General features: G+C 75.1%; 11 protein-coding genes. 8 read left to right on the top strand and 3 right to left on the bottom strand.

Going from position 1 to position 16,924, the window contains the following annotated elements; all coding sequences use genetic code 11:
- Positions 1-72: 72 nt before the first annotated feature.
- Positions 73-1,065: a hypothetical protein gene (locus tag CP977_RS06040; protein WP_152369741.1), complete on the top strand. Its 993-nt coding sequence runs from the start codon at positions 73-75 to the stop codon at positions 1,063-1,065.
- Between the two features lie 63 nt (positions 1,066-1,128).
- A complete protein-coding gene (locus CP977_RS34750) occupies positions 1,129-5,736 on the top strand; it encodes a coiled-coil domain-containing protein (protein WP_109186963.1) in 4,608 nt (1,535 codons plus the stop codon).
- Between the two features lie 78 nt (positions 5,737-5,814).
- Here the strand turns inward: CP977_RS34750 and CP977_RS06030 are convergent, their stop codons facing one another.
- Entirely contained in the window at positions 5,815-6,183 is a 369-nt protein-coding gene (locus CP977_RS06030; RefSeq protein ID WP_208421587.1) for a hypothetical protein, read from the bottom strand.
- A 438-nt stretch (positions 6,184-6,621) separates the two neighbouring features.
- Here CP977_RS06030 and CP977_RS06025 point away from each other — a divergent pair, with 438 nt between their 5' ends.
- The 4 genes from CP977_RS06025 to CP977_RS06010 are packed head-to-tail and all read left to right on the top strand — an operon-like array spanning position 6,622 to position 10,963.
- Positions 6,622-9,507 carry a sensor histidine kinase gene (locus CP977_RS06025; protein WP_183953311.1) on the top strand — a complete coding sequence of 962 codons (2,886 nt, stop codon included), beginning with the start codon at positions 6,622-6,624 and terminating at the stop codon, positions 9,505-9,507.
- Positions 9,504-9,941 carry a roadblock/LC7 domain-containing protein gene (locus CP977_RS06020; RefSeq protein WP_062758290.1) on the top strand — a complete coding sequence of 146 codons (438 nt, stop codon included), beginning with the start codon at positions 9,504-9,506 and terminating at the stop codon, positions 9,939-9,941. The genes CP977_RS06025 and CP977_RS06020 overlap by 4 nt, the downstream gene beginning before the upstream one ends.
- Before the next feature lie 10 nt (positions 9,942-9,951).
- Positions 9,952-10,377, top strand: a complete 426-nt coding sequence (locus tag CP977_RS06015; RefSeq protein WP_062758288.1) for a DUF742 domain-containing protein — start codon at positions 9,952-9,954, stop codon at positions 10,375-10,377.
- Positions 10,358-10,963 (top strand): GTP-binding protein, encoded by a 606-nt coding sequence (locus tag CP977_RS06010; RefSeq protein ID WP_062758286.1) that lies wholly within the window; start codon positions 10,358-10,360, stop codon positions 10,961-10,963. The genes CP977_RS06015 and CP977_RS06010 overlap by 20 nt, the downstream gene beginning before the upstream one ends.
- 42 nt (positions 10,964-11,005) lie before the next feature.
- Here CP977_RS06010 and CP977_RS06005 read toward each other — a convergent pair whose 3' ends face one another.
- Entirely contained in the window at positions 11,006-11,824 is an 819-nt protein-coding gene (locus tag CP977_RS06005; protein WP_104860585.1) for a M15 family metallopeptidase, read from the bottom strand.
- Between the two features lie 164 nt (positions 11,825-11,988).
- Between CP977_RS06005 and CP977_RS06000 the strand changes: the two genes are divergently transcribed.
- Complete coding sequence (locus tag CP977_RS06000; protein WP_079131471.1) at positions 11,989-12,492, top strand: NUDIX domain-containing protein; 504 nt, start codon at positions 11,989-11,991, stop codon at positions 12,490-12,492.
- Positions 12,493-12,536: 44 nt separating this feature from the next.
- On the opposite strand, the gene CP977_RS05995 is transcribed toward CP977_RS06000, so the two are convergent.
- On the bottom strand, positions 12,537-14,723 hold the full coding sequence (locus CP977_RS05995; RefSeq protein ID WP_152369740.1) for a glycoside hydrolase family 31 protein: 2,187 nt from the start codon (positions 14,721-14,723) through the stop codon (positions 12,537-12,539).
- Between the two features lie 214 nt (positions 14,724-14,937).
- On the opposite strand from CP977_RS05995, the gene CP977_RS05990 reads away from it, so the two are divergent.
- On the top strand, positions 14,938-16,908 hold the full coding sequence (locus CP977_RS05990) for an acetoacetate--CoA ligase (RefSeq protein WP_152369739.1): 1,971 nt from the start codon (positions 14,938-14,940) through the stop codon (positions 16,906-16,908).
- Positions 16,909-16,924: the final 16 nt, after the last annotated feature.

Here is a 16,924-nt window from a genome sequence, read left to right as displayed (position 1 = left end):
CGTACTCCCGCCCGCCGTACAGACCCCTCCGTCCGCCGTACCGACCGAGAACCGTCCCGAGGAGCCCCAGCCGTGAGCGAGACCCACGCCGAGCACGCCGACGCGTGGAGCGAGCAGGAGCCCCCGCACGCCGACGCGTGGAGCGAGCAGGAGCCCCCGCACGCCGACGCGTGGAGCAGGCAGGAGTCCCCGCAGACCCCGGCCGCTCCCGTCGCCTCCGCGTCCGGCGGCCCCGGCGGCCCCGCGGTCACCCCCGCCGACGCCGCCGACGCGGCCCGGCTCGTCTCCTTCGGGCTCCAGCCCAAGCTGCTCCCGGCCCGCGACGCCGAGTACGCCGAACTCCTGCGCCGCTACCGCGAGGACCCCGCCTTCGCGCGCCTCGCCGACGCCGTCGCCACCGGCCTCGGCCTCGTCGTCCTGGAGGTCTCCCCGCGCGCGGGGATGGCCGTCACCGCCGCCGAGGACTCCGTCTTCGCCGTCCGCATGGGCGACTACGCCCGCCGCGCCTCCACGGACTCCGCCGACCGCTTCCTGCACGGCCTGGCCCACCTCGCCGTCGCCGCCATGGCCTTCCCCCGCCCCGAGGACCTCGCCGACGACGCGTACATCGGCCGGTTCACCGTCAACGGCGTCGACGCCTTCGTGCGCCAGGCCTGCCTGCGGCTCGAACAGCGCGCCGAGGAGGCGGGCGAGAACACCGACCCGGCCTCCGGCGCCCCCGGCCTGGAGGCCGCCTGGCGGACCTACGCCCGCCGCAGCGCCACCGGCGCCACCAAGGACGCCCGCCGGCTCGCCGGCTCCACCACCGGCATCGTCGGCAAGGCCGCCGCGTTCCTCACCGACTCCGGCTTCCTCCAGCGCACCGGCGACGAGGGCGGCGGCTCCTACCGCACCACCGCCCGCTACCAGCTCCAGGTCCGCGACATGGCCGGCTCCGCCGCCATGGCCGAACTCCTCGAACTCGGCGTCGTCCCCGTCAGCGACGGCTCCGCGACCCTCCTGCCGCCGCCCGAGGGCGACGACCTGGAGCTCGCGGCCGACGCGGGCCTCCCTTTCCACTCGTAACCCCGTTCACGTCCCGCGCGGTCCCGCCGCCCCACCGACCTTCCCAGCACGAGAGTCCCCGCCATGTACGAGCTGTCCCGGGTCCGCCTCTACTCCATCGGCCCCGCCGGCGCGCGCTACGCCGACACGGTCCTGGACCTGCGCGGAGTCGGCGCCCCCGTGCCCCACCCCGCCCCCACCCAGGCGGAGTTCTTCGAGGACGAGCCGGTCGGCCCGCCGCGCCGCCCGGCCCCCGCGGGCGTGCTCTTCCTGGAGAACGGCGGCGGCAAGTCCGTCCTCCTCAAGCTGATCTTCTCGGTCATGCTCCCCGGCCACCGCAACACCCTTGGCGGTGCCAGCTCCGGCGTGCTCCGCAAGTTCCTCCTCGCCGACGACTGCGGCCACGTCGCCCTGGAGTGGCAGCACACCCTCACCGGCGAACTCGTCGTCGTCGGCAAGGCCAGCGAGTGGCGCGGCCGCCAGGTCTCCAACGACCCGCGGAAGTTCGCCGAGGCCTGGTACTCCTTCCGCCCGGGCCCCGGCCTCAGCCTGGACAACCTCCCCGTCGCCGAGGCCACCTCGGTCCGCCCGCCCGTCGAGGGCGCCTCCGGCGCGCGCGGCCGCCGCCGCACCATGAAGGGCTTCCGCGACGCCCTGACCGAGGCCGGCAAGGCCTACCCGCACCTGGAGGTGGTCTGGGAGGAGATCCACGACCGCTGGAACGAGCACCTCGGCGAACTCGGCCTCGACCCCGAACTCTTCCGCTACCAGCGCGAGATGAACGCCGACGAGGGCGAGGCCGCCGGCCTCTTCGCGGTCAAGAAGGACTCCGACTTCACCGACCTGCTGCTGCGCGCCGTCACCGACACCCGGGACACCGACGGCCTCGCCGACCTCGTCGGCGGCTTCGGCAACAAACTCGGCCGCCGCGCCGAACTCACCGCCGAACGCGACTTCACGGCCGGCTCCGTCGACCTCCTGAACCGGATCGTCGAGGCCGCCGGAGTCCGGACCCACGCGCGCGAGGTCCATGCCGCCGCCGAGCGCCGCACCCGCACCCTCGCCCGCCGGCTCTCCGCCCGCGCCGCCGAGGAGCGCGGCCGGGGCGCCGCACTCGCCCAGCAGGTCACCACCGCCGCCCACGCCGTCGCCGAGGCCGAGGACGCCCGCGGCCGCAGCGCCCTCATCGCCGCCGAACTCGCCTACCGGCACGCCTCCCTGGCCCTGGCCGCCGCCGAGAAGGGCGCGGCCTCCCAGCGCCGCGAACTCACCGACGCCCGCACCCTGCACTCCGCCTGGCAGGCCGCCGAGGCCGTCCTCCGCCACCGCGCCGCCGGCGACCGCTCCGCGCGCGTGGCCGCCGCCATCCGCGAGGCCGAGCGGGACGCCGCCCCCGCCCTCGCCGCCCGCGCCACGGCCGCCGCCGACCTCGTACGGGCCCTCGCCGCCGCCGCCGAGGAGGGCGAGCGGCACGCGGCCGAGGAGGAGGAGCGCTCCACCGCCCTCCAGGAGGCGGGCGAGACCGCCCACCGCGACGCCACCGCCGCCGCCACCGAGGCCCAGCGCGCCCGCAGCGAGGCCGGCCACCTGCGCCAGCGGCTCGCCGAGGTCGAGCAGGAGACCGCCGAGGCCGTACGGGCCGGCTGGCTCGACGACACCGCGCCCGACGCCGACCCGGCCCGCGCCGCGCTCGCCGCCAGCGACGCCGAGAAGACCACGGTCGCCGCCTGGGACACCGCCCGCGAGACCGCCCGCGCCGCCATCGAGCGCGCCCGCGAGGCCGCCGCCGCCGAGGCCCGCGCCGAACTCGCCGCCGCCCGCGCCGCCGACGCGGCCGGGGCCGCCGGGAACGCCCACGACGCGGAGCGCCGCGCCGCCGAGTCCCTGGCCGCCGAGGCACGCCTCGCCGAACTCCTGGGCCTGCCCGCCGCCGGGGACGACGGCGCGTCCCACGGGGGAGCGCTCACCGTCGCCGACCTCGACCGGTACGCCGACGAGCTGCGCTCCCTGCTCGACGGGGCCGTCGCCTCCGCCGAGCGGCAGCTCTTCGACCTGCGCACCGCCGCCGCCGACGACTCCCGCATCCTCGGCGCCCTCGGCGACGGCGGCCTGCTGCCGCCGGGCCCCGACGTCCTCGCCACCGTCGAGCACCTCGGCGAGCACGGCATCCCCGCCCTCCCCGGCTGGCGCTACCTCGCCCAGGCCGTGGACCCCGCCGACCACGCGCGCGTGCTCGCCGCCCGCCCCGAGCTGGTCGACGGCGTCGTCATCACCGACCCCGTCTCGTACGGACGCGCCCGCGAGGTCCTGGCCGCCGCCGCCCTGCTGCCCCGCTCCGCCGTCGCCGTCGGCACCGCCGCCGCCCTGCTCGCCCCCGTACCGGCGCGGTCGGGGGACGAGGACGCGGGCGTCTTCCTCGTACCGCCGAACCCGGCCATGCACGACGAGCACGCGGCCGACGAGGAGCGGCACGCCCTGCGCGCGCGTGCCGCCGCCCGCGACGAGGAGATCCGCGCCCTCGCCGCCCGCCTCGCCGGCGACCGCTCCCTCGCCGCCCGGATCGGCGCCTGGCGCGCCGACTGCCCGCCCGGCATGCTCGCCGAGCTCGCCGCCGCCGCCGAGGCCGCCCGCGAGAGCGCCGAGACGGCCGCCGCGACCCTCGAAGAGGCCCGCACCGCCCGCGCGGAGGCCGACGAGAGCGCCGCCGAGGCGATCCGCGTCCGCGAGGAGCGCCAGGAGGCCGCCCAGCGCGCCCGCCGGGCCGCCGACGCCCTCGCCGGCCTGGCGTTCCGGCTGCGCGAGCGCTCCGCCTGGCAGGCCAGGCTCCGCGAACTCGCCGACGACGCGACCGAGTACGAGGCCCGCGCCCAGACCTGCCTGGAGCGCGCCCGCGCCGCCGACGAGGACCGCCGCGCCGCCCAGCGCGCCGCCGACGACGCCCACCGCACCGCCCGCGCCCTACGGGCCGAGCGCGCCGAGATCGCGGGCGCCCCCGACCCGCTCCCCGAGGCGGACCCGGCCGCGCCCCGCACCGCCCTGCCCACCCTCCGCGAGGCCTACCGGGCCGCGTCCCAGCTGTACGAGAAGGTCGGCGTCGGCGCCGACCTGCGCGCCGAGCAGGCCCGCGCCGAGAGCGACGAGTCCGCCGCCCTCGCCGAGCTCAACCGCCTCACCAACAAGGTCCGCACCCGCGCCGAACAGCTCCTGGAGTCCACCGACGGCGCCGACGGACCGTCCCGCCAGGCCGCCGCCGCCCGCGCCGAGTCCCTGGTCCAGATGCTGGAGACCCGCGCCTCCGAGGCGAGCGAGAAGCTCGGCCGGCTCCGCGGCGAGGCCGAGCGACTCGCCCCCGAGGACGGCGAGGCCCACACCGAGCTGCCCGAGGAACTGGTCCCCGCCGACGCCGAGCGCGCCCAGGCCCTCCTGCGCACCGCCACCGCCGAACTGGCCTCCCGCAGCGCCGCCCTGGAGTCGGCCCGCGCCGCCCACGCCGGACTGCTCCGCGACCACCGGGCCGCCGAGGACGCGGCCGGCGGCTTCGACGAGACGGCGGCCCTGCTCCGGGACCTGCTCCGCGACCACGCGGACGAGGAGCAGGAGGAGGCCGAGCCGTACCCCGGCAGCCTGGAGGAGGCCCGTACGGCGGCCACCGAGGCGCGCCGGGCGCTGCGCGGCCGGACCGGCGAGCTGTCCGCCGCCGACGCCGCCGTCCGCGAGGCGAGCGACGTCCTCGTCCGGCACGCCAACTCCACCCGCTACGAGCAGGTCCGCACCCCGGCCCGCCAGCAGATCCGCGAACTCCCGGCGTCCGCGCTCCCCGAGCACGCCGCCAAGTGGGCCGAGGCCTTCGCGCCCCGGCTGCGGGTCCTCACCGACGAGCTGGAGCAGCTGGAGCGCAACCGGGACTCGATCGTGGACCGCCTCCGCGGCCTGGTCGAGTCCTCCCTCGCCACGCTCCGCTCGGCCCAGCGGCTCTCCCGGCTCCCCGAGGGTCTCGGCGAGTGGTCCGGCCAGGAGTTCCTGCGGATCCGCTTCGAGGAGCCCGACCAGGCCACCCTCGCGGAACGGCTCGGCGAGGTCGTGGACGAGGCCACCCGCGCCGCCGTCAAGAAGAACTCCGACCTGCGCCGCGACGGCATGTCCCTGCTGCTCCGGGGCGTGCAGGCGGCCCTCGAACCCAAGGGCGTCTCCGTCGAGATCCTCAAGCCGGACGCGGTGCTGCGCGCCGAGCGGGTCCCCGTCGGGCAGATGGGCGACGTCTTCTCCGGCGGTCAGCTGCTCACCGCGGCCATCGCCCTGTACTGCACGATGGCGGCGCTCCGCTCCAACGACCGGGGCCGCGACAAGCACCGGCACGCGGGCACGCTGTTCCTGGACAATCCGATCGGCCGCGCCAACGCCACGTACCTCCTGGAGCTCCAGCGGGCCGTGTCGGACGCGCTCGGCGTCCAGCTCCTCTACACGACGGGCCTGTTCGACACGACCGCGCTCGCCGAGTTCCCGCTGGTGATCCGGCTCCGCAACGACGCCGACCTGCGGGCGGGGCTGAAGTACATCAGCGTGGAGGAGCACCTGCGTCCGGGGCTTCCGCAGACCGACCCGGAGGGGGAGGCGATCCACGGCGAGATCACGGCGACGCGCATGTTCCGCCGCCACCAGTCCGACGACCCGGCCCCGACGGACGCCGCGTAGCGGACCCCCGGACAACGACCGCCGGACAACGGGGAGCGGCCCGGCCCCCATCGGGACCGGGCCGCTCCCCGTACCGCCTCAGGCCGCCTCGGACAGCGGCGCCGCCTCCATCCGGCCCTCGTCGCGCCGCGCCCGCAGCGGCGGACGCGCCGTACTGCTCGGCTCCGACACCACCCCGTTGCGCTGGCGCCACACCTGACGGGTGATCCAGACGTCGAGCACGCTCCAGGTCGCCACGACCGTCGAGGCCACCGCGGAGAGGGTGACCGGAAACGCCAGCCACGAGCCCGCGAGGCTGCAGAAGAACGCCACCACCGCCTGGATGAGGGTCACCGATGTGATCAGCACGGCCCTGACGGCGGCGTCGCGCACCGGATCGGGCATCCGCCGCCGGCCCCGCTCCTCCTCCACCCACAACTGCCGCGCCGACCGCGCCTCGTGTTCCATTGTCCTGTCACTCCCCACCACTGAACGACTCCAGGGAAACGGCTGCCCGTTGTGAGCGCCTTTACGCGGACAGAACCCTCCCCGTACCTATTGACGCACGTCAGAGGGAAAAGGTTTCGCCCCGCCCCGGGTGAACGCGAGACCCCGTAGGAGCGGAACGCACAGTTCCAGCCATCTCCGCAGGTCGGTGGAGACGCACGTCAGCAGGTGTCCTGCGCCACAGTGGCCGGACTCAACTCCCCGAATAACAGGACATCTCATGATCAACGCTCACTCGACAGGCTGAAAATAGCCCGGACATGCCTTCGGGATGGTCGCGATGCAGTAGTAGGCTCACGCCGCCGTTTGTTGAAACTCAAGGTTGACGCCGTGTGTTGACGCCCGACGTCACGAAGTGAAGGACCCTCGCGACGAACGGGGGCCGAGCTGGGGGAGGCCATGCGCTTTCGCGGGAAGTCCATCCGCAGGAAGATCGTGGCGTTGCTGCTCGTACCGCTCGTCTCGCTCACCGGCCTGTGGGGCTTCGCCACGGTCCTCACCGGCCGCGAGGCCGACCAGCTCCTCGACGTCGGCTACATCGTGGACAAGGTCGGCTACCCCCTGGAGGACACCGCCCGGGTCATCCAGCTCGAACGCCGCCAGTCCCTCATCTACCTCGCCGATCCCCGCGGCTCCGACGCCCTCGGCCAGCTCCAGGAGACCCGCCGGGCCACCGACCGGCAGATCGCCCGCATCCGCGCCAACGCCGCCGAGCCCGGCGTCCGCGAGGAGATGCGGCCCGTCACCGCCCAGCGGATCGACAGCCTCCTCGAAGCGCTCGACGGCCTCGAATCGATCCGCCGCTCCGTGGAGAACCGCGGCATCGGCCGCATGCAGGCCCTCGAGTTCTACAACCGCCTGGTCGACCCCTGCTACAGCTTCCTCATCACCCTCCACGCCCTCGAGAACGTGGAGATGGACAAGCAGGGCCGCGCCCTCGTCGGCGTGACCCGCGCCCGTGAACTGCTCTCCCGCGAGGACGCCCTCGTGCTCTCCGCGCTCGTCGCGGACCGCGTCACCGCCCAGGAGATCCGCGCGATATCCGACCTGATCGCCAACCGCAAGCAGTTCTACGAGGTCAACCTCGAACTCCTGCCGACCGCCGAACGCGACCGTTTCGAGAAGTTCTGGCGCGGCCCCGAGACCCTGCCGCTGCGCACCGCCGAGAACGCCCTCGTCGAACAGGGCCCCACCAACAGCCCGCGCGCCGTCACCGCCGCCCACTGGCAGGACCACGCCGGCCCCGTCCTCGACGCCCTCGCCCGCGAGAACACCGCCGCGGGCGACCGCTACCAGGAACGCGTCCAGCCCGCCGCGTACAGCGTCCTCCTCAAGGTCGGCGTCGCCGGCGTCCTCGGCTTCCTCGCCCTGCTCGCCTCGATCGTCATCTCCGTCCGCATCGGCCGCGCGCTCGTCCACGACCTGCGCCGCCTCCAGAAGGAGGCCCAGGAGGTCTCCGGCGTCCGCCTGCCCAGCGTCATGCGCAGGCTCGCCGCCGGCGAACAGGTCGACGTCACCACCGAAGTGCCCCACCTGCGCTACGGCGAGGACGAGGTCGGCCAGGTCGGCCAGGCCCTCAACACCCTCCAGCGCGCCGCCGTCGAGGCCGCCGTCAAACAGGCGGAGCTGCGCCGCGGCGTCTCCGAGGTCTTCGTCAACCTGGCCCGCCGCAACCAGGTCCTGCTCCACCGCCAGCTCACCCTCCTCGACACCATGGAGCGGCGCACGGAGGACACCGACGAACTGGCCGACCTCTTCCGGCTCGACCACCTCACCACCCGCATGCGCCGGCACGCCGAGGGCCTCGTCATCCTGTCCGGCGCCGCCCCCTCCCGCCAGTGGCGCAAGCCCGTCCAGCTCATGGACGTCGTCCGCGCCGCCGTCGCCGAGGTCGAGGACTACGAGCGGATCGAGGTGCGCCGACTGCCCCGCCTCGGCGTGGGCGGCCCCGCCGTCGCCGACCTCACCCACCTCATCGCCGAACTCCTGGAGAACGCCACGGTGTTCTCCCCGCCGCACACCGCCGTCCAGGTGCTCGGCGAGCGGGTCGCCAACGGCTTCACCCTGGAGATCCACGACCGCGGCCTCGGCATGAACCCCGACGCCCTGCTCGACGCCAACCTCCGGCTCGCCGAGACCCCCGAGTTCGAGCTCTCGGACACCGACCGCCTCGGCCTCTTCGTGGTCAGCCGGCTCGCCCAGCGCCAGAACGTCCGCGTCTCCCTCCAGACCTCCCCGTACGGAGGGACCACCGCGGTCGTCTTCATTCCGGCCGCGCTGCTCACCGACGCGCCCGAGACCGAGGGCGCCGGCTTCCGCCTGGACCGCAAGGTCTCCGACCGCGCCGACGGCGACTCCGCCGCCCTGCCCACCCGCCGCCCGGCGCTCGCCAGGGTCCCCGACGTCACCACCGGCGGCCCCCTCGACGGCCCCGTCGAGCTGGAGGCCCCGCTCGAAGACGACTTCGACGCGCTCCTCGACCGGTCCGCGGACCTCCTCGACGACACCGAGAGCGAGCGCGGCGGCCTCTTCAAGCCCCGGGACCGGCGCCGCACCGGCCTCGCCCCGGCGGGCGAGCAGCACGACCAGGCCCCGGACCGTGCCGCCACCGGCCGCGACGAGTCCGCCGACGAGCCCGCCCGCCGCCCCGTACCGCTGCCGCGCCGCCACACCCCGACCCTCGTCGTGGACCACGGCCGCCGCCTTGACGGCCCCGACCGCACCCATCCGGCCCCCGGCCGGGCCCACCCGACCCCGGGCCGCCAGACCACCGGCCCCGGCGGCATCGGCCACGAGGAGCGCCAGGGCCCCACCCTCGTCCCCGTACGCCCGGAGGGCTCCGCGAAGCCGGGCGGCCCCGCGCGCCCGGAGACCCCCGCGCGCCCGGGAAGCCCCGTACAGCCGGAAGGCCTCGCACGACCGGAGGCCTCCGGCCGACCGCAGGGCTCCGGACGGCCGGAAGGCACCGCGCGCCCGGAGCCCCCCGCACCGCCCGCGACCGCCCCCGCCCCGCCGGAGGCCCCGGCCCCGGCCCTCTTCGACGGTCTGCCCCGCCGCGTCCGCCAGGCCAGCCTCGCCCCCCAGCTGCGCGAGGCCGACCGCAAGACCGGCACCGACAAGGAATCCGCCGCGCCCGTCGGACCGGACTCCTTCGAGCGCGACGCCGAGGAGGTGCGCGCCCGGATGGCCGCCATGCAGCGCGGCTGGCAGCGCGGACGCCGGGACACCACCGACCCTGACGACCCGACAGCACCAGGAACGACACCCGAGGGGGACGGTCGATGACCGCACCGAACGCCGCAGCACCCAGCACGACCTCCGGAAACGGCGAACTGAACTGGCTTCTCGACGAGCTCGTCCAGCGCGTCGGCTCCATCCGGAAGGCCCTGGTGCTCTCCAGCGACGGCCTTCCCACCGGTGCCTCCCAGGACCTCACCCGGGAGGACGGCGAGCACCTGGCCGCCGTCGCCTCCGGCTTCCACAGCCTCGCCAAGGGCGTCGGCCGCCACTTCGAGGCGGGCAAGGTGCGCCAGACGGTCGTCGAACTGGAGGACGCCTTCCTCTTCGTCACGGCCGCCGGCGACGGCAGCTGCCTGGCGGTGCTCGCGGACGCCGACTCCGACGTCGGCCAGGTCGCCTACGAGATGACGCTGATGGTGAAGCGGGTCGGAGCCCACCTGGCGACGGCCCCCCGGACCGGACTGCCCTCGGGAGGGTGAGTGGGACGGCATGAGTGACGAAGCCGAGCGGAACCGACCCGCGGAGGGAGGCGCACCGCGCCCCCACCACTGGTTCGACGACGAGGCGGGACCGGTGGTCCGCCCGTACGCGATGACCCGCGGCCGGACGAGCGCCGCCACCCGCCACCGGCTCGACCTGATCGCGCTGGTCGTCCCCGAACCCGCCGCCGAAGACCCCGGCCGGGACCAGACGCTCTCCCCGGAACACGTGGAGATCGTCGAACGCTGCTCCGAGCAGCCCCAGTCGATCGCCGAGCTCGCCGCCGGACTCGACCTCCCCGTCGGGGTGGTCCGGGTCCTCGTCGGCGACCTCGTCGAGGACGAACTCGTCCACGTGACCCGCCCCGTTCCGCCGGCCGAGCTGCCGGACGTGAACATCCTCCGCGAGGTGATCAATGGCCTTCGGGCGCTCTAGCCGCACCAAGCCCTACGTCGAACCGGTGACCCTGAAGATCCTCGTCGCCGGCGGGTTCGGGGTCGGCAAGACGACCCTGGTGGGCGCGGTCAGCGAGATCAGGCCGCTGCGGACCGAGGAGGTGCTCACCGAGGCGGGCCGGCCCGTCGACGACCTGCACGGCGTCGAGTCCAAGACGACCACCACGGTCGCCATGGACTTCGGCCGGATCACGCTGCGCGAGGACCTCGTCCTGTACCTGTTCGGCACGCCCGGCCAGGACCGCTTCTGGTTCCTCTGGGACGAGCTGGCCCAGGGGGCCCTGGGCGCGATCGTCCTCGCCGACACCCGCCGCCTGGAGGACAGCTTCGCGGCCATCGACTACTTCGAGCGGCGCGGCATCCCGTTCACGGTGGCCGTCAACTGCTTCGAGGGCGCCCAGCGGTTCCCCGCCGAGAGCGTGCGCGGGGCCCTCGACCTGGACCCCGAGGTCGAGCTGGTCATGTGCGACGCCCGGGACCGCGAGTCCGTGAAGAACGTCCTCGTGGCGGTCGTCGAGCACGCCCTCGTCCTCGCCGACCGCACCCACGCGGCCGTCACCTCCTGATCCCCGGTGGAGGGCCCGTCAGGGGACCCTCCACCGGAAGGCTCAGTGCCCCGCCACCGACCTCCGCGCCACCGGGAAGTCGAAGTACGTCTCCGGGAACGGCTCCGGCCTGAACGTGAAGTGCCACCACTCCTCGGGCAGGTTCACGAACCCCTGCTCGGCGAGCACCCCCTTGAGCAGCTGCCGGTTGGCCCGCTGCGCGTCCGTGATCCGGGGATCGTCGGTGTGCGAGCGCGTGTCGAAGCAGTCGTACCCCGTCCCCATGTCCACGGAGTTGTCGGGGAACCGTTCCTCCTGCGGCGCGTAGCACTCCACCAGCCTCTCGCCCGGCCGGTACGCGCGCGTGGGCTGCGCCGGCAGCCGCACGATCGTCAGGTCCACGGTCGAGCCCCGGCTGTGCCCGGACCTCTCCGCGATGTAACCGTCCGCGAACAGCCTCGATTTGTCGACGAGCGGATAGAACTCCTTCTTCATCCGCTCGTCCTCCAGGTCCTCCGCCCACCGCACGAAGTGGTCGACGGCCCGCTGCGGCCGGTAGCAGTCGTACACCTTCAGCGTGTAACCCCGGGCGAGCAGCCGCACCTGCGCCCGGTGCAGTGCCTCCGCCGCCGGCCGGGTCAGGACGCACAGCGGCTGCCGGTAACCGTCCACCGGCACGCCCGTGAAGTTGTGCGGCGTCGTGTAGCGCATCTCCTGGAGGATCGTCCGGTCCACGGAGTCGAGGGCCACGAACTCCCGAGGCGCCCTGGGCTCCGGCGCGGCCGAGGCCGGGGGAGCGGGGGCGGCGACGGAACCGGCGAGGGCGAGCAGCCCGGCGGCCGCGACGGAGAGGGTACGGAGAAGAGGGGCGAGTCCTGTCATGCGCCCCCGTCTACCAGTTCCGGCAGCGCCGGGAAAGGGTGATCGCATACGGTCGTGGCGTGACCGAACCGACCGCGCGGCCTTCGACCGCGAAGGGCTCGCCCGTGCAGCCTCCCACCGTCAAGGGCCCGGCCGCGGAGCCCCCGACCGTCAAGGGCCCGACCGTGCAGGACTCCCACTGCTCCTCCTGCGGCGCGGCCCACTCCGCCGACGCGGGCTGGCCCCGCACCTGCCCGGGCTGCGGCCGCACCGCCTACCGCAACCCGTTGCCCGTCGCCGTAGCCCTCCTGCCCGTCACGGACACGGACGGCACGACGGGACTCGTCGTCATCACCCGCGCCATCGAGCCGCAGCGGGGCAGGACCGCGCTCCCCGGCGGCTTCATCGACCACGGCGAGGACTGGCGCGCCGCCGTCGCCCGCGAACTGCGCGAGGAGACCGGCATCGAGGCCGCCGCCGAGGAGGTCCGCCTCGCCGACGCGATGAGCTCCCCGGGCGGCCACCTCCTCCTCTTCGGCCTCCTCCCGCCCCGCCCGGCCTCCGCCCTGCCCGCCTCGGCCCCGACGGACGAGACCACCGGCCACCACCTCCTCCGGGCCCCGGAGGAACTGGCCTTCCCGCTCCACACGGAGGCGGTACGGAAGTGGTTCGCGGGGGAGTACGGCTGAGAGGGGAAGTTCGGCCGGGGAGGGCGGAGGAGCCGACAGGCCCCTCAAAGTCCCCGCACCCGCACCGGCAGCCCCGCCTCCGCCGCCCCGTCGTCCGTCACCCGCTCGACCACCACCCGTCCGTCCACCAGGCGAGACTGGTACCGCTCGATCTCGGCCGGCTCCCAGCCGTCCCCCGTGTCCCGTACGACGAGCCCCCCGCCCGTCCGCCCGGCGGCGGGCGCCCACACCTCCAGGACCGTGCCGCCCTCCTCGCCCCGCACCGGGAGCACCGTGCCCGCCCGGGCCAGGACCGGCACCCGCGACAGCGGCGCGTCGAGCAGCACCTGCCCGGGCCCCTCGTACGCCCGTCCCGTCGCCGTGTCGTACCAGCGTCCGCGCGGCAGCCGCACCGCCCGCCGGTCGGTGCCGTGCGTCAGGACCGGGGCCACGAGCAGCGAGTCGCCGAGCAGGAACGCGTCCTCGCAGTCCCGCAGCGCCCGGTCCTCCGGCGTCCCCCACCACACGGGCCGTACGTACGGGGCGCCCGTCATCCGGGCGAGCCGCGCCAGGGTCGTGAAGTACGGCCGCAGCCGCTCCCGCTCGGCCAGAGCCACGCGCGCGTACTCCGCGATTTCGGGCCCGTACTCCCACGGCTCGTGCGGCTCGGGACCGGTCCCCGCGCGCGTGCGGAACAGCGGGAGCCACGCCGCCAGCTGGTACCGGCGCAGGAACAGCTCCGGCGACGAACCGCCGTCGGCTCCGGAGCCCTCCACGTCCGGGCCCGAGTACGGCACCCCGCACAGACCGAGCCCCAGGACGAGCGAGAGCGAGGCCCGCAGCCCCGGCCACCCCGCCGGCAGCCCGTCCGTCCAGGTGCCCCCGTACCGCTGTACGCCCGCCCAGCCGGAGCGCGACAGGAGGAAGGGCCGCTCGTCGGGCCGCAGCCGGCGCAGCCCCTCGTACCCGGCGCGGGCCGCCGCCAGACCGCGTACGCCGCGCGCCTCCCGGCGGTCGGCGTCGTGCGGCCGGCCCCCGGGCTCCGCCCGTACCACCGGGTCCGCGACGGCCACCAGCCGCACGCCCTCCTTCCGCAGCTCCTCCGCGAGTCCGGACAGATCGTCCGAATGCCCGGCGTCCGGGTGTCCTGCGCCCGGGTGCCCGTCGTCCAGGTGTACGACGGACAGCGGAAGCCCGTGCTCCCGGTACGCGTCCACCGCCCTCCGCACCTCCGCCACGCCACCGGAGCCCGCGCGCGCGTGCTGCGGGCCCAGCGCCCAGGACGGCGGGAGCGCGGGCGCGCCCGTGAGCGCCGCCCAGCCGTGGAGCACGCGCGCGGGGGTGCCGACCACCACCCAGCAGCGCAGCGGACCGCCCTCCATCCGGACCTCGCCGGTCCCCGGCCGGTCGTGCCCGGACCCGGCCCCCTCCTCGCCCTCGGAGAGGGTGACCCGGCCGTCCCAGGAGTTGTCGTGGAACACCAGGTGCGTACCGGCGTCCGAGACGACGAACTGCACGGGCATGGCGAGGTGCGGCGGCACGTCCCCGGGGCCGGACCGGGACCCGGACCTCGACCCCGACCCGAACCCGAGCCCGGCCCCCCGCCCCTCCCCGCCCCCGGAACCCCTCCGCGAGGCCGTGCGCCGCAGCCCGTACGAGCCGTCCCGCAGCCGCAGTCCCCCCGACCGCCCGCCGAGCCCGAAGAACCGCGCGTCGGCCGGCACCTCGCTCCGCTGCACCCAGCGCGCGACCCCGAACGAATCCGCAGCCCCGGACGAATCCCCGACCCCGGCCACCCCCACCGGCTCCCACCACCGCGGCGGCAGGTCCCGCCGGAGCAGCAGCCCGCCCGGCGTCCTGATCTCCACCGCCCCGTGCCGGGTGACCGCCACCGTCACCCGCTCCGACACGACCCGCCACCCGCCGTCCGTGTCCGGCTCCAGGGCCGCCCGGGGGTCCGGCTCGGGCGCCTCGCCGGCCAGCGCGTACGAGGGCAGCGGCCCGGCCCCGTCCCACCCCCAGAACACCGTGCCGCCCGCCGACACGCACAGCCGCAGCGAGGACCGCGCGAACCGGATCGTCCCCCCGCCCGGCGCCGGCTCCGCCGCCTCCGCGAGCCCCGGCACCCGGGCCCGCTCCGGCCCCCTCGGAGGCGTCCCCCACGCGCCCGTACGGCGCTGCCGCCACGCCGACCGCAAGCCCTCCACAGAACCGAACACCTTCATCGAACGCAGCAGTTCACGACCGTCCATGCGGCTCACCCTGCCACCCGAAAAAGGCGATACGAGCCGCGTTCAACTGCCGTTCACCCGTGGTGGGAGCACATATTCAACTACCGGACCATGGGCGGGCGGCCCTGGTGCGAAAGACGATCACATGGCATCGTCCTGTCAGCCGCGTCGCGCGCACACCCCAGCACGTGCGCGGGACACACGCAGACCCCGCGTACAGCCAGGGAGCCGCCCCATGACATCAGCGCAGACCGAGCCGCTCTGGCAGCCGGACGAGGAACGCATCGCCACGGCCGCCGTCACCCGTTTCCAGTCCTGGGCGGCCGAGCACCACGGCGCCCCGGCCGAGGGCGGGTACCCGGCGCTCCACCGCTGGTCGGTCGAGGAGCTCGAAGCGTTCTGGCGGGCGGTCGCCGAGTGGTTCGACCTCCGCTTCTCCACCCCGTACGAGCGCGTCCTCGGCGACCGCTCGATGCCCGGCGCCGACTGGTTCCCCGGCGCCACCCTCAACTACGCCGAGCACGCCCTGCGCGCCGCCGACGAGCGCCCCCACGACGCGGCCCTGCTCCATGTGGACGAGACACATGAGCCCACCCCGGTGACCTGGGCCGAGCTCCGCCGCCAGGTCGGCTCCCTCGCCGCCGAGCTGCGCGCCCTCGGCGTACGCCCCGGCGACCGCGTCAGCGGCTACCTGCCCAACGTCCCGCAGTCCGTCGTGGCCCTGCTCGCCACCGCCGCCGTCGGCGGCGTGTGGACCTCCTGCGCCCCGGACTTCGGCGCCCGCAGCGTCCTCGACCGCTTCCAGCAGGTCGAGCCGGTCGTCCTCTTCACCGTGGACGGCTACCGCTACGGCGGCAAGGAGCACGACCGCCGCGACACCGTGGCCGAGCTGCGCGCCGAGCTCCCGACCCTCCGCGCCGTCGTCCACATCCCGCTCCTCGGCACCCCGGCCCCCGAGGGCACCCTCGTCTGGGACGACCTGGTCGCCGCCGACACCGAGCCGGTCTACGAGCAGGTCCCCTTCTCCCACCCGCTGTGGGTCCTGTACTCCTCCGGCACCACCGGCCTGCCGAAGGCGATCGTCCAGTCCCAGGGCGGCATCCTCGTCGAGCACGTCAAGCAGCTGGGCCTGCACTGCGACCTCGGCCCCGAGGACGTGTTCTTCTGGTACACCTCCACCGGCTGGATGATGTGGAACTTCCTCGTCTCCGGCCTGCTCACCGGTACGACGATCGTCCTGTACGACGGCAGCCCGGGCTATCCCGACACCGCCGCCCAGTGGCGGGTCGCCGAACGCACCGGCGCCACCCTGTACGGCACCTCCGCCGCCTACGTGATGGCCTGCGCCAAGGCGGACGTGCACCCCGGCCGCGACTTCGACCTCTCGGCCGTGAAGTGCGTCGCCACCACCGGCTCCCCGCTGCCCCCGGACGGCTTCCGCTGGCTCCACGACGAGGTCCGCGACAACCTCTGGATCGCCTCCGTCAGCGGCGGCACGGACGTCTGCTCCTGCTTCGCCGGCGCCGTCCCCACCCTCCCCGTCCACGTCGGCGAACTCCAGGCCGCCGGCCTCGGCACCGACCTCCAGGCCTGGGACCCCTCGGGGAAGCCCGTCATCGACGAGGTCGGCGAACTCGTCGTCACCAACCCCATGCCGTCCATGCCGATCCACTTCTGGAACGACCCCGACGGCAGCCGCTACCGCGACAGCTACTTCGAGATGTTCCCGGGCGTGTGGCGCCACGGCGACTGGATCACGATCACCGACCACGGCTCGGTCGTCATCCACGGACGCTCCGACTCCACCCTCAACCGGCAGGGCGTCCGCATGGGGAGCGCCGATATCTACGAGGCCGTCGAACGCCTCCCGGAGATCCGCGAATCCCTCGTCATCGGTCTGGAGGAGCCGGACGGCGGCTACTGGATGCCGCTCTTCGTCCACCTCGTGGAGGGCGCCGTCCTGGACGAGGAGCTGATCACCCGCATCAAGCGGACCATCCGCTCCGAACTCTCCCCGCGCCACGTCCCCGACGAGATCATCGAGGTCCCGGGCGTCCCGCACACCCTCACCGGCAAGCGCATCGAGGTCCCGGTCAAGCGCCTCCTCCAGGGCACCCCGCTCGCCAAGGCCGTCAACGCCGGCTCGGTCGACGACCTCGGCCTCCTCCACTTCTACGAGACCCTGGCCGTCAACCGCCGCGCCTAGACACGCCAACACCTCG

It is taken from the genome of Streptomyces cinereoruber, assembly GCF_009299385.1.
In the GTDB taxonomy this organism is placed as follows: domain Bacteria; phylum Actinomycetota; class Actinomycetes; order Streptomycetales; family Streptomycetaceae; genus Streptomyces; species Streptomyces bikiniensis.
Note: the sequence above shows the minus strand (reverse complement) of the source record. Positions and strands in the feature narration are given on the sequence as shown.